Annotated in this window: 16 protein-coding genes; 4 read left to right on the top strand and 12 right to left on the bottom strand. The window is 67.2% G+C overall.

The window, feature by feature from the left end; translation table 11 throughout:
• Positions 1–1,503, top strand: a complete 1,503-nt coding sequence (locus RSPPHO_RS19905) for a cobyric acid synthase (RefSeq protein WP_157879348.1) — start codon at positions 1–3, stop codon at positions 1,501–1,503.
• On the opposite strand, the gene RSPPHO_RS09740 is transcribed toward RSPPHO_RS19905, so the two are convergent.
• Entirely contained in the window at positions 1,478–2,221 is a 744-nt protein-coding gene (locus RSPPHO_RS09740) for a DsbA family protein (RefSeq protein ID WP_014415076.1), read from the bottom strand. The genes RSPPHO_RS19905 and RSPPHO_RS09740 overlap by 26 nt on opposite strands.
• A gap of 147 nt (positions 2,222–2,368) precedes the next feature.
• On the opposite strand from RSPPHO_RS09740, the gene RSPPHO_RS09735 reads away from it, so the two are divergent.
• Complete coding sequence (locus tag RSPPHO_RS09735; RefSeq protein ID WP_014415075.1) at positions 2,369–2,560, top strand: DUF4169 family protein; 192 nt, start codon at positions 2,369–2,371, stop codon at positions 2,558–2,560.
• Positions 2,561–2,607: 47 nt separating this feature from the next.
• Here RSPPHO_RS09735 and RSPPHO_RS09730 read toward each other — a convergent pair whose 3' ends face one another.
• From RSPPHO_RS09730 to RSPPHO_RS21960, 9 genes are all read right to left on the bottom strand, one after another.
• On the bottom strand, positions 2,608–3,279 hold the full coding sequence (locus RSPPHO_RS09730; protein ID WP_014415074.1) for a pyrimidine 5'-nucleotidase: 672 nt from the start codon (positions 3,277–3,279) through the stop codon (positions 2,608–2,610).
• Positions 3,280–3,375: 96 nt separating this feature from the next.
• On the bottom strand, positions 3,376–4,305 hold the full coding sequence (gene argB, locus RSPPHO_RS09725; RefSeq protein WP_014415073.1) for an acetylglutamate kinase: 930 nt from the start codon (positions 4,303–4,305) through the stop codon (positions 3,376–3,378).
• 27 nt (positions 4,306–4,332) lie between these two features.
• Complete coding sequence (yihA, locus tag RSPPHO_RS09720; protein ID WP_041797063.1) at positions 4,333–5,025, bottom strand: ribosome biogenesis GTP-binding protein YihA/YsxC; 693 nt, start codon at positions 5,023–5,025, stop codon at positions 4,333–4,335.
• Positions 5,026–5,057: 32 nt separating this feature from the next.
• Complete coding sequence (gene yidC, locus RSPPHO_RS09715; protein WP_014415071.1) at positions 5,058–6,809, bottom strand: membrane protein insertase YidC; 1,752 nt, start codon at positions 6,807–6,809, stop codon at positions 5,058–5,060.
• Positions 6,810–6,865: 56 nt separating this feature from the next.
• A complete protein-coding gene (gene yidD / locus RSPPHO_RS09710) occupies positions 6,866–7,201 on the bottom strand; it encodes a membrane protein insertion efficiency factor YidD (RefSeq protein WP_014415070.1) in 336 nt (111 codons plus the stop codon).
• A complete protein-coding gene (locus RSPPHO_RS09705; protein WP_157879168.1) occupies positions 7,198–7,674 on the bottom strand; it encodes a ribonuclease P protein component in 477 nt (158 codons plus the stop codon). The genes yidD and RSPPHO_RS09705 overlap by 4 nt, the downstream gene beginning before the upstream one ends.
• A gap of 66 nt (positions 7,675–7,740) precedes the next feature.
• Positions 7,741–7,875, bottom strand: a complete 135-nt coding sequence (gene rpmH, locus RSPPHO_RS09700; RefSeq protein WP_014415068.1) for a 50S ribosomal protein L34 — start codon at positions 7,873–7,875, stop codon at positions 7,741–7,743.
• Positions 7,876–8,004: 129 nt separating this feature from the next.
• Positions 8,005–8,889, bottom strand: coding sequence for a leucyl aminopeptidase (locus RSPPHO_RS09695; RefSeq protein ID WP_014415067.1), 885 nt, complete (start codon positions 8,887–8,889; stop codon positions 8,005–8,007).
• Positions 8,843–9,229 (bottom strand): M17 family peptidase N-terminal domain-containing protein, encoded by a 387-nt coding sequence (locus RSPPHO_RS21960; RefSeq protein ID WP_014415066.1) that lies wholly within the window; start codon positions 9,227–9,229, stop codon positions 8,843–8,845. The genes RSPPHO_RS09695 and RSPPHO_RS21960 overlap by 47 nt, the downstream gene beginning before the upstream one ends.
• 14 nt (positions 9,230–9,243) lie before the next feature.
• Between RSPPHO_RS21960 and RSPPHO_RS21955 the strand changes: the two genes are divergently transcribed.
• The gene (locus RSPPHO_RS21955) at positions 9,244–9,492 is read left to right on the top strand and encodes a winged helix-turn-helix domain-containing protein (protein WP_041794970.1); all 249 of its coding nucleotides are present in this window, start codon (positions 9,244–9,246) and stop codon (positions 9,490–9,492) included.
• 38 nt (positions 9,493–9,530) lie between these two features.
• On the opposite strand, the gene RSPPHO_RS09685 is transcribed toward RSPPHO_RS21955, so the two are convergent.
• Together RSPPHO_RS09685 and RSPPHO_RS09680 are read right to left on the bottom strand one after the other, a co-directional pair.
• Positions 9,531–10,946 carry a hypothetical protein gene (locus RSPPHO_RS09685; protein ID WP_157879167.1) on the bottom strand — a complete coding sequence of 472 codons (1,416 nt, stop codon included), beginning with the start codon at positions 10,944–10,946 and terminating at the stop codon, positions 9,531–9,533.
• A 149-nt stretch (positions 10,947–11,095) separates the two neighbouring features.
• Entirely contained in the window at positions 11,096–14,194 is a 3,099-nt protein-coding gene (locus RSPPHO_RS09680; RefSeq protein ID WP_081581713.1) for an ATP-binding protein, read from the bottom strand.
• 177 nt (positions 14,195–14,371) lie between these two features.
• Between RSPPHO_RS09680 and RSPPHO_RS09675 the strand changes: the two genes are divergently transcribed.
• A complete protein-coding gene (locus RSPPHO_RS09675) occupies positions 14,372–16,717 on the top strand; it encodes an ATP-binding protein (protein WP_051013798.1) in 2,346 nt (781 codons plus the stop codon).
• Positions 16,718–16,752: the final 35 nt, after the last annotated feature.

Raw genomic sequence — 16,752 nt, 5'->3', positions numbered from 1 at the left:
ATGCTGCAAGGCACCGGCTCGGATGTCGGCAAGTCCTTGCTGGTGGCCGGGCTGGCCCGGGCCTTGACGCGGCGCGGTCTGCGGGTGCGGCCGTTCAAGCCGCAGAACATGAGCAACAATGCGGCCGCCACCCCCGACGGCGGCGAAATCGGCCGGGCCCAGGCCCTTCAGGCCCGGGCGTGCGGTGTGCCGCCCAGCGTGCACATGAACCCGGTGCTGCTCAAGCCCCAGAGCGAGACCGGCGCCCAGATCATCGTCCAAGGGCAGGTGTGGGGCAGTAGCGCGGCGCGGCAGTATCGCAGCCTGACCCCCTCCTTGCTGCCCGCCGTGCTGGAGAGCTTCGCCCGGATGCAGGCCGAGGCCGATGTGGTGCTGGTGGAAGGGGCGGGCAGCCCGGCCGAGGCCAACCTGAGGGCCGGGGATATCGCCAACATGGGCTTTGCCGAGGCCGCCGACGTGCCGGTGATTCTGGCGGTGGACGCCAGCCGGGGCGGCGCGGCGGCCCAGGCGATTGGCACCCATGCCCTGCTCTCGGCTTCCGAGCAAGCCCGGGTGCGCGGCGTGGTGCTCAACAAAACCACCGGAGCGGCGCCGGAGGCCTTGGCGCTGATTGCCACGCAAACGGGGTGGGCCGGGCTGGGGGCGGTGCCGTGGTTTGCCCAGGCGGCCACCCTGCCGGCCGAGGACAGCGCCAGCTTGCGTCCCGACAGCGGCGCCGACAATCCGCTTCAGGTGGTGGTGCCGCGCCTGCCGTGGCTGGCCAACTTCGATGATCTCGACCCGTTGCGGGCCGAGCCCGATGTCCACCTGCGCTTTATCCCACCAGGATACCCCCTGCCGGCCGATGCCGATTTGATCGTGCTGGCCGGCAGCAAGGCGACCCTGGCCGATCTAGAGGCCCTGCGCGCCCAGGGCTGGGATGTGGATCTGCGGGCTCATCATCGGGCGGGGGGGCGGATCTTGGGGCTGTGCGGCGGCTATCAAATGCTGGGGCGCTCGGTGGCCGATCCTCAAGGGGTTGAAGGGGCCCGGCAGGCGGCCGAGGGGCTGGGGCTGCTGGCGGTCGAGACGGTGCTGGAGGGGCCCAAGACCGTGCGCCCGGTGCGGCTGCGCGATCGCCTCTGGGGGTGCCCGGTGACGGGCTATGAAATCCACCTGGGGCGCACCCAGGGGCCCGATACCGCCCGGGCCTGGCTGGGCGAGGGCAGCGCGCGCTCGGCCGAGGGGCGGGTGATGGGGACGTATGTCCATGGCTTGCTGGCCGCCGATGATTTTCGCGCGGCTTTGCTGCGCTGGGTCCGCCCCGGCCGGCGGGCGCAGCATCATGACTGGGAGGGGCGGGTCGAGGCGACGTTGGAGGCCTTGGCCGATCATGTGGAGCGGGGGATGCGGATGGATCGGATTTTTGGCTTTGGTGGGGGGGTGAGGGGGAAAAAGGAAGGTTGGGGAGGCGGGCCTCCCCAAACCCCTCTGTTCCTTATTTTTGGCGGGCGGAGGCGATGAACTCTTTGAGGGCTTCGGGGGACAGGGCGCCGGGCACCAGATGGGAGCCGATCACGAAGGCTGGCGTGCCGGAGATGCCCAGGGACTGGGCCATCTGGAAGCTGTTGGCCAGCAGCAGGTCCACTGCCGGGCTCTTCATGTCCTTTTTGAGTTTGTCCACGTCCAGGCCCTGGGTCTTGGCGATCTGGAGGACGCTCTCCTCGGTCATCTTGCCCTTGGCCTCCATCAGGGCCTTGTGCAGGACCTCGTACTTGTTTTGGGGAATGGCGGCCAAGGCGGCGCGGGCGGCGGTCACCGACTCGGGGCCGAGGATCGGCAGTTCCAGCACCACGAGGCGCACCTTGCCATCGGCCTGGAGGGTCTGCCAAAGATCGGGGAACACCCGCTTGCAGTAGCCGCAATTGTAATCGGAGAACTCGACCACCGTGACATCGCCCTGGGCGTTGAGCAGATCCGGCAGGCCCTCGGGGTGGGTCAGGGCCTTGCCCAGGTCGCGGATCACGGCAGAGGAGCGGTCCATCTCGGCGCGCTGTTCCCGGTCTTGCAAGGCCTGGACGGCGTCCTTGAGCAAGGTGGGATCGTTGACCAGGGTGTCCCGGATCAGCGCCTTGACCGCGTCTTGCTGCTCGGGGGAGAGGGGGGACTGGGCACCGGCGGCGGCGCTCCAGAGCACGGCGGCCGCCAACACGGCACCGGCGAGGCGAACGGAAGACTGCATGGCAGACGAGTCACCTTATCTTGAGGAAAAACCAGCCGGCAGTGTGCGGCAACCCCCTGCGGCCCACAAGGTCCGAGGGGTCTGGGGAGGCCTCGCCTCCCCCAGCCTTCTTTTTCACCACACTCGCGAGCAAACCAGGGAGACATCATGGCCGAGATCATCAACCTGCGCCGCGCCCGCAAGGCCCAAGCCCGTACCGCCGCCGACCGCGAGGCCGAGGCCAACCGGGCCTTGTTTGGCCGCACCAAGGCAGAGCGCGTCCAGACCACCAAGGAGCGCGAGCGCGATGACCGGGCTTTTGCCGGGCATCGTCGCGATGAGCCTGAAGAAAAAGGCTAACAGGAAGGCTGGGGAGGCGGGGCCTCCCCAGACCCCTCACTCACAGCCTAGTCGGCCCAGGCGGTTAGCCAAGCGGCCAAGTCGTCGGTGACGTGGTGGCAGTGGGGGAGGGTTTCGGGGGTGGTGGACTGGCCTTCCCAGGACGACCAGTGGACCGTATTGCGGACCAAGACGGTGGTCATGCCCAGGGCATGGGCGGGGGCGAGGTTCTTTTCCAGGTCCTCGACCATGATCGCCCGGGCGGGGTCGATGCCGAGCTGGTCGATCAGCCGCGCATAGGTCTCGGGGTGGGGTTTGGGGATGTAGTCGGAGGCCACGATATCGAAAATGGCCTCGAACAGGTCACGCAAGCCCAGGGCGCACAGCACCCGGTCGGCATGAAAGACGCTGCCATTGGTGAACACCACCTTGCGCCCCGGCAAGCGCTCCAAGGCACGGCGCAGCACCGGGTCGGGGGCCAGCACCGAGTGGTCGATGGCATGCACGTCGGCGAGAAAAGCCTGGGGATCAACTCCGTGCTCCAGCATCAAGCCGCGCAGCGAGGTGCCATACTGGTGGTAATACTGCTTTTGCAGCCGAAAGGCCTCGTCGGGTCCAAGGTCGAGGGTGCGGCTGATATAGGCCTTCATCCGCGTGTCGATCTGGGTGAACAGATCGACGCTGGCCGGATACAAGGTGTTGTCGAGGTCAAAGACCCAGGTGTCAAACGTCCGCCCCATGGTGTCTCCTTGGTCTGAGCGAAGCCCCTCGGGTCGAGGGGTCTGGGGAGGCCCCGCCTCCCCAGCCTTTCCCTTTTCCCTTGCGGCGGCCCCGCGTCAGGGAACCGCCCGGATCAAGGTGCCGGCCCCCTGGGGCGTGAAGATTTCCAGCAGCACGGCGTGGGGCACCCGGCCATCGACGATCACCGAGGCGTTGACCCCGGCTTCGACCGTCGCGATGCAGGTCTCGACCTTGGGGATCATGCCGCCCTTGATGGTGCCATCGGCCATCAGCAGGCGGGCCCGTTCGATCGACAGATCTTGGATCAGCTTTTTGTCGCCATCCAGCACGCCGGCCACGTCGGTGAGCATCAGAAGGTGCGACGCCTTGAGCTCGGCGGCGATGGCGCCGGCCGCCGTGTCCGCATTGATATTGTACGTCTCGCCGCGCTCGCCAATGCCGATGGGGGCGATGACCGGAATAATATCGGACTGGCGGAATTGCTCTAGCACATGGGGGTTGACCGCCATCGGCTCGCCGACAAAGCCCAGATCCAGCTGGCGCTCGATGCTGGAATCGGGGTCACGCACCGAGCGGGTGAGCTTGCGCGCTTGGATCAAGCGGCCGTCCTTGCCCGACAGGCCCACGGCAAAGCCGCCGGCTTGATTGATGTTGGTGACGATGGCCTTATTGATCGAGCCGGCTAGGACCATCTCGACCACGTCCACGGTCGCGGCGTCGGTCACCCGCAGGCCGTCGATGAAGGTGCTCTGGATGCGCAGGGTATCGAGCATGCGCCCGATCTGCGGACCGCCGCCGTGCACCACCACCGGGTGCATGCCCACCTGCTTCAGCAGCACCACGTCGCGGGCGAAGATCCGGGCCAGCGCCGGGTCGCCCATGGCATGGCCGCCGTACTTAATAACAATCGTCTGGCCGGCGAACTTGTGCATGTAAGGCAGAGCCTCGGACAGCACGCGGGCTTTTTGCGGCCAGGACAGGTCATCGGGCAAGGCGACGGGATCGTCGGGGAGAGGGCTGGACATGGACGGTCTCCTCCGTTGTCAGGAACCTCAGGCGGGAAGGGCCAAGGCGGCGAGCTGGGCCCGCAGCTCAGGAATGCCGGCTCCCGTCTCGGAACTGGTCAACAGCACGTCGGGATGCGCGGCCACGTGGCGGGCCACGGCGGCGGCCACCGTAGCATGGGTGGCGCGGGCCACGGTGGGGCCGAGCTTGTCGGCCTTGGTCAGCACCACCTGATAGTTGACGGCGGCGCTGTCGAGCATGCCCATGACCTCGAGGTCGTTGGCCTTGAGGCCGTGGCGGGCATCAATCAGCAAGCACACCCGGCGCAGGGCCGAGCGGCCGCGCAGATAGGCCATGACCAAACGGGTCCAGCGCTCGACCTGGGCCTGGGGAGCACGGGCAAAGCCATAGCCCGGCAGGTCCACCAGCATCAGGGCGGCCTCATCGCTGTGGGGGGGGCCCAAGCGGAAGAAGTTGACCTCCTGGGTGCGGCCGGGGGTGTTGGACGCCCGGGCCAGGGTCTTGCGCCCGGTTAGGGCGTTGACCAGGGACGACTTGCCCACATTGGAACGGCCGGCAAAGGCGACCTCGACCAGGGGATGGGCGGGCAGATGCTCCATGCCCACGCAGCCCTTGAGGAAGGTGCATTCCTGAGCGAAGAGCCAACGGCCTTTCTCGAGGGCCTGGGCCGCCGCGTCGGCGTCGGCAAACGCGGCGGGGGCAGATCCCCCGGAGATCAGCTCTCCGGGGGCTGCGGGGGTCTTGGGCTCGCTCACGCGGCGGCCGCCCGCTTTTGCTTGCGGTCCAGGCGCTTCATGATCACCCACTGCTGGAGGATCGACAGGGCGTTGTTCCATGTCCAGTAGATCACCAGACCAGCCGCAAAATGGCCCAGCATGTAGGTGAAGATAAAGGGCAGCAGCATCATAATCTTGGCCTGGGTCGGATCCGTCGGCGTCGGATTGAGCTTCTGCTGCACGTACATGGTCAGGCCCATGATGCACGGCCACGCGCCGATCATCAGGACATTGGGCGGATCCCAGGGGATCAGGCCAAACAGGTTGAACAAGCTGGTCGGGTCAGGCGCCGAAAGGTCGTGGATCCAGCCGTAGAAGGGCGCGTGCCACATCTCGATGGAGACGAACAGAACCTTGTAGAGCGCGAAGAACACCGGAATCTGCACCAAAATCGGCAGGCAGCCCGACAGCGGGTTGACCTTTTCCTTTTGGTACAGGGCCATCATTTCCTGGTTCAGGCGTACCCGGTCCTCGCCGAAGCGCTCCTGGAGCTTTTTCATCTCCGGGGCCAGCAGCTTCATCTTCGACATCGAGACGTAAGACTTGTTGGCCAGCGGATAGAACAGGATCTTAAGCACCACGGTGAAGGCCAAAATAGCCAAGCCCATGTTGCCCAGGTAGCCATGCAGGAACTTGATCGCCAGGAAGAACGGCTTGGTCAGAAAGTAGAACCAGCCAAAGTCAATGGCGAGGTCGAAGTTAGTGATCTGAAGGCCGTCTTGGTAGCGATCAAGCAGGTCCACCTTCTTGACGCCGGCGAACAGATGGTTCTCGACGCTGATGGTCTGCCCCGGCGCCACCGTCACGGCGCCGCCCATGAAGTCCACCTGATACCCATCGGTCCCGGCGCGCGGCTGGAACAAGAAACGGGTATTCACCGCCGTCTTCTGGTCGGGGACCAAGGCGGTCAGCCAGTACTTGTCGGTGATGCCGATCCAGCCGCCCGTGGTCGGCTGGGCGATCAGGTTCTCGTCGTCCTTCAGGTCCTTGTACTTGACTTCCTTCAGCGCGCCATCAAACACGCCGAGCGGGCCTTCGTGCAAGATGTAGTAGCCCAGGGTCGGCGGCGTGCCGGTGCGCGAGATCAAGCCGTAGGGATACAAGGTCACGGCCTGACCGCCCGTATTCTCCACCGTTTGGGTGATGGTGAACATATAGGCGTCGTCCAGCACGATCTTGCGCACGAAGCGCAGGCCTTGGCCGTTGTCCCACGTCAGGGTGACGGGCTTGTCCTGGGTCAAGGTGGTGGCGTCGCTCTGCCAGGGCGTATCCGCCCCCGGCACCGCCACGCCCGCCTGGGCCGGGGTCCAGCCGAACTCGGCATAATACGGATTGGGCGCGCCCGTGGGCGAGAGCAGGTCAATTTCCGGGCTGGTGGGATCCACCTGCTCGGTATAGCCCCTGAGCGTGAGGTCGTCGAGGCGCGCGCCTTGCAGACGCAGCGAGCCGCGCAGGGCCGGCGTCTCGATAGCGATGCGCGCGCCGGCTACGGCCTGGGCGCGCGTTTGCACGACCGCCGAGGCCTCGGGCACGACCGACGCCCCGGGGCCCCCGGGAGGCACCATCGCCGTTGGCGCTGCCGGTTGCTCGGGTGGAGTCAGGGGAGCGGCCGCCTGCGGTTGCCCCGTCTCGGGCGACGAGGTCTTGGGCGCGAAAAAATACTCGTACCCGAAGAGCACCGCCATGGACAGCACAATGGCGACAATGAGGTTACGCTGTTCCGGCATGTGTTCCGTCTTTCCAGGTCAACGGGTTTGCGTCCCGGCAGGGCGCCGGGGGACCCTCAGGCGCGGCCGTCGCGCTTTGAGGAAAGGCTCTCCGCGGACGCCGGGGCGGCATCCGGTCTCCGGCGTCGGCGCAGCCAGCGCGGCCGGGGATCGTCGGGGACGGGATCGTATCCCATGCCCCCCCACGGATGGCAACGCGAAATCCGAAGCATCCCCAGCCACACGCCCCAGAAGGGCCCGTGCCGGACAATGGCATCCTCGGTATAGCGGCTGCACGTGGGATCAAAACGGCATTGCTGCCCGATCAGGGGCGACAAGATCAGGCGGTAGAGGCGGATCAGCCCGATCAACGGCAGGGCCAGCACCTTGTTGAACAGCCGCAGAACGCTCATCGCTTCATGCCCAAGCGGCTTAAGGCCGCGCGAAGATCGGCCACCAACAGATCAAACGGCCGCGTCACGGTGGTGGCCCGGCCAATCAGCACATAGTCATGCCCCGACTTGGCCTCGGCGGCCAACACCAAAGCGGCCGCAGCCCGCAGCCGACGCCGTGCCCGATTGCGCTCCACCGCCCCGCCAACCTTACGGCTGGTGGTGAAGCCCACGCGGATCTGGGCCGCTGGGGCCGGCGCCTCTTGCGGGTCGGGAACATCGCGCCCCCGACGCGCCGCTGTTGCGCGGGGCTGCGGCGCCGCCTGGAGCACCAGACCGGGCGCCGCCCACTTGGAGCGTCGCGCCGCCACACGCAAAAAGTCGGCCCGCTGCTTCAAGCGGCCGACCGACAGATCAGACATCCCGGGGCGATCCCCCTGATGCGGTGGGGGAGGCGCGGCCTCGGGTGTCCCGGCAGTGCCGGACCCGGTCATGGTCCCTCCCCCCTGCGTCCAGAACAAACTTTCCCCGCCGGACAGGGCCCGGAGGGGACACAGGGCTTAAGCGGACAGACGCTTGCGGCCCTTGGCACGACGCGCGGCGAGCACGCGACGCCCGCCCACCGTGGCGCTGCGGGACAAGAAACCGTGACGGCGCTTGCGCACCAGACGGGACGGTTGGTAGGTACGTTTCACCGGTCAACACTCCGTACTCGGCGCCTCGGCGCCGTTTAAAGCCATCGCGAGCGGGGTTCTATACTCTTCCCCTTGCCCCGGGTCAACGCCGGATTCCATACCGGGCTCCCCGGGGCAAGCGGCATCGGGTTACGCCTCCAACGCTTGGAGGTAGGCGTTGAGCAGGCGCACCCCATAGGCGGTGCCGCCCTTGGGCACGGTAGCCGTGTCCTTCTTGCTCCAGGTCACGCCGGCGATGTCCAGGTGGGCCCAGGGGGTTTTATCGACAAAGCGCTGGAGGAACTGGGCCGCCGTGATCGCTCCGCCTTCGCGTCCGCCCGAGTTCTTCATGTCGGCGATGTCGGAATTGATCTGCTTGTCGTAAGCGTCGCCGAGCGGCATGCGCCAGAGGGTTTCGCCCACCTGCTGGCCGGCATCCATAAGGCCCTGGGCCAAAACCTCGTCGTTGCAAAACAACCCGGCATGTTCCGAGCCCAGGGCAATGATGATGGCCCCGGTCAGGGTGGCCAGATCAATCATCCGCGCCGGCTGGAAGCGCTCGTTGGCATAGTGCAGCACGTCGGCCAGCACCAAACGCCCTTCGGCATCGGTGTTGATGACCTCAATGGTCTGGCCGTTCATCGAGGTGACCACATCGCCCGGGCGCTGGGCGGTGGCGCTGGGCATGTTCTCCACCAGACCGCACAGGCCGACCACGTTGATCGGCGCGCGGCGCAGGGCCAGGGTCTTCATCACCCCGGCCACCACCCCGGCCCCGGCCATGTCCCACTTCATGTCTTCCATACCGGCCGAGGGCTTGATGGAAATGCCGCCCGAGTCGAAGCACACGCCCTTGCCCACAAGCGCCGTGGGCTTGTCCTCGGCCTTGCCGCCGTTCCACGACATCACCACCAGACGCGGGGCCTGGGCGCTGCCCTGGGCTACCCCCAGCAGGGCGCCCATGCCGAGCGCCTTCATCGCCGTCTCGTCAAGCACCTCGACCGTCAGGCCCACCTCGGTCAGGCCCCGGCACACCTCGGCAAAGGACTCGGGGTAAATGACGTTTGGCCGGCTCGCTGACCAGATTGCGGGTCAGGAACACGCCCTGCGCCAGCGCCTCCAGGGGCGCAAACGCGCTCTGGGCCGCGCCGGGGTCAAGGGCATGGATGCCCACGTCCGTCAGACGCGGCTTGTCTTCCGGCTTCTCTTTGGTGCGGTATTTGTCGAAGCGATAGGAGCGCAACCGCGCGCCCAGCGCCACGTGCGCCGCCACCTGGGCGGGATCCACGGTCGGGGCCAGCGCCGGCTCGGCGGCAATCTGCGCCTCGGGCTCGCCAGCCAGGGCCGCCAGGGCGCTTCCGCCAAAGGCCTCCAAGGCACGGACCTCGCTTGGTCAGCAAGCAAGATCTCTCCAAGCGGGCGCTCGGGCGTCCCTTGACCCCGTATGACCGCCGCATCGACGTGCACATCAGCGCCATCCGGCAAAAGCTCGGCCAGCGCGAGGATGGGCGCTCGTGGATCCAAACAGTGCGCGGCGCCGGCTATCAACGTGGTGTGCGACTACCCGCCCCGCCCTCTCAAGTGAGTCGGAGGGGTCGTGGGGACGGCCGCCGCCTCCCCAGCCTTTTCTTTTTTTAAGGCTGGGGAGGCGCGGCCTCCCCAGACCCCTCGGTCACTTAAAGAGTCTTGGGGCGGGCGACGCGTTCGACTCCCAGTTCGTAAATGGCGCGGGGTTCGGTCATCTCTGGGGCCACAGCAAGGCCGCCCAGGTTGCCAAAGCCCAGGTCCATGGCCAGCCGGACCTCGTCGAGGGTGCGCAAATCCCAGGCATAGGTTGAAACGCCCTGCTCGCGGGCAAACCGGGCAAAGGCGGCGAGGACCCGGCTCCGGCTGGCGGTGTCGGCGCCGTGGCGGCTGATGTCGTTCAGGTCGATGCCGAGCAGGCGGACCTCGTTGAGCGTGCCCCGCAGGTGGTCGAACTGATCGGGTACCGCACGCACCGCGACAAAGCGGGCGAGGCGGCCCAGGGCGGAGACAATCTGCGGCAGGCGGCTGGCCGGCAGGCTGTCCAGAAGCCCGACCAGCTCGAAGGCCACATGCTCGCGCTTGCCGTGGTCCAGCAGCTTGGACAGCAAGCTGAACATGTCGTTGCGGGCCTGACCGGTGAACGATTTAAAATGTAGGGGCAGCACGATCACCGGGGTGGTCTTGTCGCCTTTCAGGGTTTTTGAGGCCTTGATGGCCTCGGCAATGACCTTTTTGTCCACCTCGATGCCCAGCGGATCCAGATAGCCGCCATTGAGGGTCCACTGTCCCGCGAACACGCCGTAATCGGTGGTGCGGTAGGGTTGAATCTGGAAGGCGAACACCAGTTGGCTGGCCGGGTTCCACACCGGGCGGAAGCGCACGTCCAGGCTTTCGTAAACGCGGGCCTGCGGCGTGATGGGGCCGGTCTCGCCGCGTCGGCGCAAGGTGCGCACCCCGATCTCGTCGGGCAGGCGCTCGTCGAGGATGCGGGTGATGTTCTCCAGGCTGGGAATGGTGCCCTGTTCCATCAGTTCTGAAAGCGTGACCACCGCCGCCTTGACGCCAAAGCCCCGCAGATTGTCCGCCTGCTCCCCCAGGAGGCGGCGGCGGACCACTTCGGTGATCCCCTGGATTCGGGTGGCGGCGGCTTGCATGCCCAAGCCCGGCAGCAAGACCAGATAGGAGTCGTCGTCCTGGCGGCAATAATAATCGTGCTCGCCCAGGTGCTGGCGCAAGATGCCCTCGGTGATCATCATGGCCTTGCGCGACAGGCGGTGCCAGTCGTCGCCAAAGGCCTGTTTCATCTCGTCGAGGCTGATGACGTGGAGTTTCGAGACCGCCGAGTCCCCTCGGTCGGTCAGATAGGCCTTGAGGAGGTCGTCCAGTGCCATGTGGGGCGATGACGCCCGGGCCATGAGCGGACGGGCCGCTTCCGCCGAGGCTTCCTCGGTCGCCGGCGCCAGCTTTTCGGCCACATGGCGCAAGCGGGTCGCCAGCCACGTCACAAAACCACCGGACGCTCCGCTGCGTCCGGCACTGTCCGATTTGCCCGCCTTGTCCGCCATGCCCATCCGTCTTCAAGGGTTGGCCCGGGACCGCCGCATGATCATCGGGCCCTCCTTGCATAGCCCAAAGACGATCCCGGGCCAAGGCCCCAGGGAAGGCGAGGTCTGGGAAGGCCCCGCCACCCCAGCCCTGGCTTGGGACACGCCGCTTAGGGGACTTGCTGTCGCTGCAACTCGTCCGCGGTCGCCTTCACGGTGTCGGCAAGGCGGGCCGCCTCGGTGCGGATGGCAATGCCGGCGCCGCTTGCCAGATCACCGCGCAAGCGCAAGGCGAGGGCGGCGCTGTCGTGCAGGCCCAGGGCGGCCAGGGTGGCCACCAAGCCATGGAGGAGGGCAGCGGCCTCGGGAAAGTCGCCTCGGTCGAGGGCGTCGGGCAACGCGCAAGCCCCCCGGCGCAACGAGGCCTCTGCGGCAACACAATAAGCCGCGAGGTCGCCGCCCAGCGAAGCCCGCAGGCTGGCCAGGGCCACCGGATCAAGCAGAACCTGGCGCTCTGCGGGGGAGGGAGGGGCGGGGGGCGAGGGGGCGAAGGCGGGGGACGAGGGGGCGAGGGCGGGGGACGAGGGGGCGAGGGCGGGGGAGCGAAGGGATGGCGCGCGGGCCACCTCGGCCAGCAAGGTGCGCAACCGGCGGATGTTGAGGGGTTTGGGCAGGGTCTCATCCATGCCTGCCGCCAAAAAGCGCTCCCGGTCTCCCGGTAGGGCGTCGGCGGTGAAGGCGATCACCGGCACCTCGCGAACTGGCCGGCCATCGGGGAAAACCACGGCCGGATCAAGGGCGCGCACGGCGCGACAGGCGTCAAGGCCGTCCATGACCGGCATTTGAATGTCCATCAGCACCACGTCGAACGGTCCCCGGGTGTGAAGGAGATCAAGGGCTTCCCGGCCGTTGGTGGCAAGCTCCACGTCATGGCCCAGGCGCTCCAAAACGGCTTGGGCCAGGATGCGGTTTTCCGGGATGTCCTCGGCCACCAAAATCCGCAGGGGCTTGGGGGGTGCATCGTCGGGCGCCTTTGGGGACGCGTCCGGGGACGGTGGGACGCTTGCGCCGGGATCTTGGAGATCGGGGCCCCCCTCGGAATCCGGCAGCGGGAGGAGCGGGAGATCCAAGGTGAAGACGCTGCCCACGCCCAGCGTGCTCTCGACGCGAATGTCACCGCCCATCAGCAAGGCAAGGCGCTGGGAAATGGCGAGGCCCAGACCGGTTCCGCCATGCCGACGGGTGGTCGAGGCATCCAGCGGCGAGAAGGGGGCGAACAGTTCACCCAGCCGGTCGGCGGCGATGCCGGGGCCGGTGTCCTCAATTCGAAAACGCAGCCGCTGGCGCTTGGTCCCGTCTGCCGGTCCCGCCTCGACGCTGATGCCCACGCGGCCTCGGTCGGTGAACTTGATGGCGTTGCCCAGGAGATTGATCAAAATCTGGCGCAGGCGTCCCGCATCGCCCGCGTAGCACGACGCCAAGGTCGGGTCCAGGCTCACCTGGAGGGGCAGGTGCCGGGCACTGGCCGGGACTCCACACAGGCTGACCACCGCCTGGATCTCGTGGGCCAGGGAAAACGGCTTCTCGTTCAAGGTCAGGCGACCGGTATCGAGGCGGCTGAAGTCGAGAATGTCGTTGAGGAGGCTAAGAAGGTGCTCGCCGGCGCGCTGGATGGCCCGGGCTTGGTCGGCCTGCGGGTCGGACAGGGGGCTGTCGAGCAAGAGGCCGGTCATGCCGATCACCGCGTTGAGGGGCGTGCGGATTTCATGGCTCATGGTGGCCAGAAACTCGGCCTTGGCCCGGGCGGCGGCTTGGGCGGCGTCGCGCGCGACCACCAGTTCTTCACGGTGGGTGATCAGGTCTTCGTTGGCTCGCCCCAGCCGGGCCCCGACGGTCGCGATCACGGCGGCAGTTTCTTGCAGTTCGCGCAAGGGGAAGGGGGGCGGGGTCTGGTAAAAATGCCCCTGGGCGATGCGCTGGATCATCCGGCTCACCTCGGTGAGGGCCTCGGCCAGATGCCGCGTCATCCCCCGGGCCCGCGCAAAGAGAAACGCGAGAAACGCTAGATAAAACAGGCATAATCCAGCCGCCATGGCATAGCCGACCCGGGTGAAGGCCGTCTCCAGGGCCAAGAACTCGCCCAACACCGTGTCGTGATGGGCCACCAGCAAGAAGGTCCAGTCGGCGCCGTCAACCCGGGCCCAGGCGATGAGTTTGCGCTGGCCGGCCAGGGGAACGGACATCACGCCCCGCTCCTGGGTGCGCAGGGCGGCGACCAGGGCCGGGGGGTCCCCCCGCCGGAACAGGTTGACCTCGGGCGAGGTGAAGGTGTCGCTCTCGACCGCGCCTTGGTAGCGGGCGGTGTCGAGCGGGCGCATGCCCCAATCGGCGACCCCGGCCTCGGGCATGGCGAGCAAGCCGCCCTGGCGGTCGAGCAGCAGGCCGTAGGCGCCAAAGGGTAGGCTGGCCGTGAGCACCTGATGAATGAAGGTCCTCACGGTGAGATCGACCCCGGCCACCCCTTCCAAGGCGGTGCCGCGCAGGATCGGGGCAATGGCCGAGACCATCCAGCCCTTACCTGCGGGATCCAGGTACACATCGGTCCAGACGACCCTGCGCTCGGGATTATGGGCGGTATCCGCCTCGTAATAAAAATTGTAACTGGGGATGTCCATGCCGGGAGGATACTGGGACAGGACATCGAACGGGGGATAAATCCGGTTCATCGAATCCCAGGTATTGATGTAAATCTGGTCGATGAGCGGCTGGGTCGTGCGGATGTCTTGCATCAGGGGATCAAGCGCCGCCGAACACACCGCCTTGGCCCGTTCGCGCGGGCCGATCGGGACGTGGCCCGAATAGAACAGCGCGGCTTGGGTCCCCGTGGCCTGGGTCGAGAACAAAACACCCTCGGGGGAGAGGGCGAGGCGGGCCTCTTCGGTCGGGTCGGGCGCGCACGGGGCCGCCAGAACCCGCGCGCTCTGGGCGGCGTAAAGCTGCACGGTGTGGGCCACCCCGGCCAGCCGCTCGGCGATCGCCCCGGCCTCGTGGCCGGCCACGGTGTGGAAGTCATCGGTCAGGGTGCGTTCGAGTAGGGCCAGCCCGCGTTCGGAGCCAATGCCGTGGGACACCGCGTAGATCAGTAAAAAAAGAAGTTCAATGAACACAAGGGGAATGAGGGCGGTGCGCAGGTAGCTGCCCCACAGCCAGGAAAACACCGAGCGCCCGGGGGCACCCGTGGTCTTGGGCCCGTCCTGCTCCTGGCTCATCTGTCGTACCCCGTGTCTGGCGCCACCCCTGCCGCCCCCGGAAGGCCTCACGGTGATCCCCGAGATGGCAAGGATTTAGCAAAATTCGTGCCGGGGAGGTCCTCCTTGCGTTCCCGTCGGGAGTGGGGTCCTATGCCCTCCTCACGACCTTCGCCCTCCCATTTTGGGGCTGCTCGCATGACAGACGCGAATGACGATCGGTACCTGAGCCTTCTCAAGGCGTTGTCCGCTCCGATCTGGGTGTATGGCTTCGCGTCGGGCCATATCGAATGGGCCAATCCGGCCGCGCTCGTCTTCTGGAAAGCCGACTCTCTGGAGGGCCTGCGCCAGCGTAGCGTGCGGCCTCAATCCGGCGCCGCCCGGGCGCGAGTCGAGCAGTATGCGGCACGTTTTGCAAACGGCAATGCAATTTGGGAGGACTGGACCTTCTATCCCCGCGACGAACCCGTGGTCGCCCGCTGCCATTTCCGCGGTGTGTCCTGGGAGGGTCAGTCTGCCATGCTCGTCGAAGTCCGCGCCCAGGAGGGTGAGTGCGGCCAAAGCCACGACGACGCCCGGCGTGCCGTCGAGACCCTGCGCGAGGTACCTGTTGTCATTATGCTGATCCTGGCCGATGGCACCTTGGTTTCCCAGAACGTTGCCGCCGATCTGTGCTTTGGGTCTCTGGAGCAGGGCGGTTTCAAGGATCGCTTCGTCGAGCCCCAGGAACGCGAGGCCCTGCTGCGCGAGGCTCTGGAGCAAGGCGAGGCCCCGGCCCGCGTCCTGGCCGTTAATACCCGTGCCGGCATGGCGTGGCACGATGTGGGCGCCCGCCGGGTGCGCGATCCCGCCACCGCCGCCCCGGCCCTGCTGCTGCATGGCCTGGACGTCACCGAGCGCCGCTTGCACGAGGAGGCTTTGCGCGAAACCGAGGAGCGCCTGCGCCGTCTCGCCCATGATCTGGCCTTGGCCCGCGACGAAGCCGTGCGCGCCGATGCTGCCAAGTCCGAATTCCTGGCCACCATGAGCCACGAAATCCGCACGCCCATGAATGGCATCTTGGGCCTGACCGAGCACCTGCTGGAAGGTCCCGTGCTCCCCGGCCAAGCCGAGCGCCTGGGGGCCATTCGCGACTCGGCCGAGGCCTTGCTGACCGTGGTCAACGATGTGCTGGATTTTTCCCGCCTGGAGGCCGGACGTCTGACCCTGGAGATCCGGCCCTTTGCCCTAGGCCCCACCCTGGTCGCTGTCTTAGAGCCGCTGCGGCCCCATGCCCAGGCCAAGGGGCTGACCTTGGATCTTGCCCTTGATCCTACCCTGCCGCCCTGGGTGGCGGGCGACCCCGGGCGCTTGCGCCAGATTCTGATCAATCTCGTGGGCAACGCCCTCAAGTTCACGGCCCGGGGGTCGGTGCGCCTGGAGGTCGCGCCCGGGGTCACGATGCCGGGGCGGGGACCCAATGATCTCCTGTTCCGGGTCAAGGATACGGGAATCGGGATCGCCCCCGACGTCCTGCCCCGCCTGTTCCAGCGGTTTTCCCAAGCCGACCCCGCCATCACCCGCCAGTTCGGCGGATCGGGGCTGGGGCTCGCCATCTGCCGTCGGCTGGCCGAGGTCATGGGCGGCCATATCCAGGCCGAGAGCACGCCCGGCCAGGGCTCGGTGTTCACGCTGTGCCTGCCTTTGCCGGCTGCCGCCCCCGAAGGTCCGCCGCCGCCTCCCCCGGCGGAGCCCTTGCCGGCCGCCCCCGGGGGCCGACCCTGGCGGGTGTTGATCGCCGAGGATCACGCCATCAATCGAACCGTTCTGGCGGGCCTGTTGCACTCCCGGGGCCTTGAGGTCGAGTTCGCCGAGGATGGGACCCAGGCGCTGCACAAAGGCCTGACCGGGACCCACGACATTATTTTCATGGACATGCGCATGCCCGGTCTTGATGGCCTGGAAGTTACCCGGCGTCTCAGGGCCCAGGGCGGCGCGCTGGCCCGTGTGCCCATCATTGCCGTGACCGCCAACGCCTTCGATGACGATCGCGCTGTGTGTCTGGCCGCTGGAATGAGCGCCTTTTTGCCCAAGCCGGTACGTCGCGATGCCTTATTTGCTACCGTGCGCGCGCAGTTGAGCGAGCGTCTTGCCCTGTCGTGCGATCTGGAGAGCTCCCCGATGCCCCGGCCCCCCGCGAGTGCCGACGATGCCGGTCCCGTGTCCGATCTCCTGGACCTGTCCCACGCTGTGGAACTGGAGGACGACCTGGGGATTGAGGTGCTCATCTCGATGACCCGCAGTTTCCAGACCTCCGCGCCTGAACGTGCCGCCCGTCTGGCCGCCAGTTTGGAACGCGGCGATGTGGAAGGCGCCCGCACCGAGGCCCACACCCTCAAAGGGGTGGCCGCCACCTTGGGGCTGGCCCGCCTGCGTGATGTCACCGCCCGCATTGAGCAGGCCTGCCGCGTCCCGGATCTGGTCCAGGCCCGCGTCCATGCGGCCGACCTGTCCCCCCTCGTGGCCACCAGCCTGGGCGCCCTGGCCGACCGCTATCTCGTTTAAGCCCCATGACCGAGGGGTCTGGGGAGGCCGTGTCT

It is taken from the genome of Pararhodospirillum photometricum DSM 122, from assembly GCF_000284415.1.
GTDB lineage: Bacteria > Pseudomonadota > Alphaproteobacteria > Rhodospirillales > Rhodospirillaceae > Pararhodospirillum > Pararhodospirillum photometricum.
Note: the sequence above shows the minus strand (reverse complement) of the source record. Positions and strands in the feature narration are given on the sequence as shown.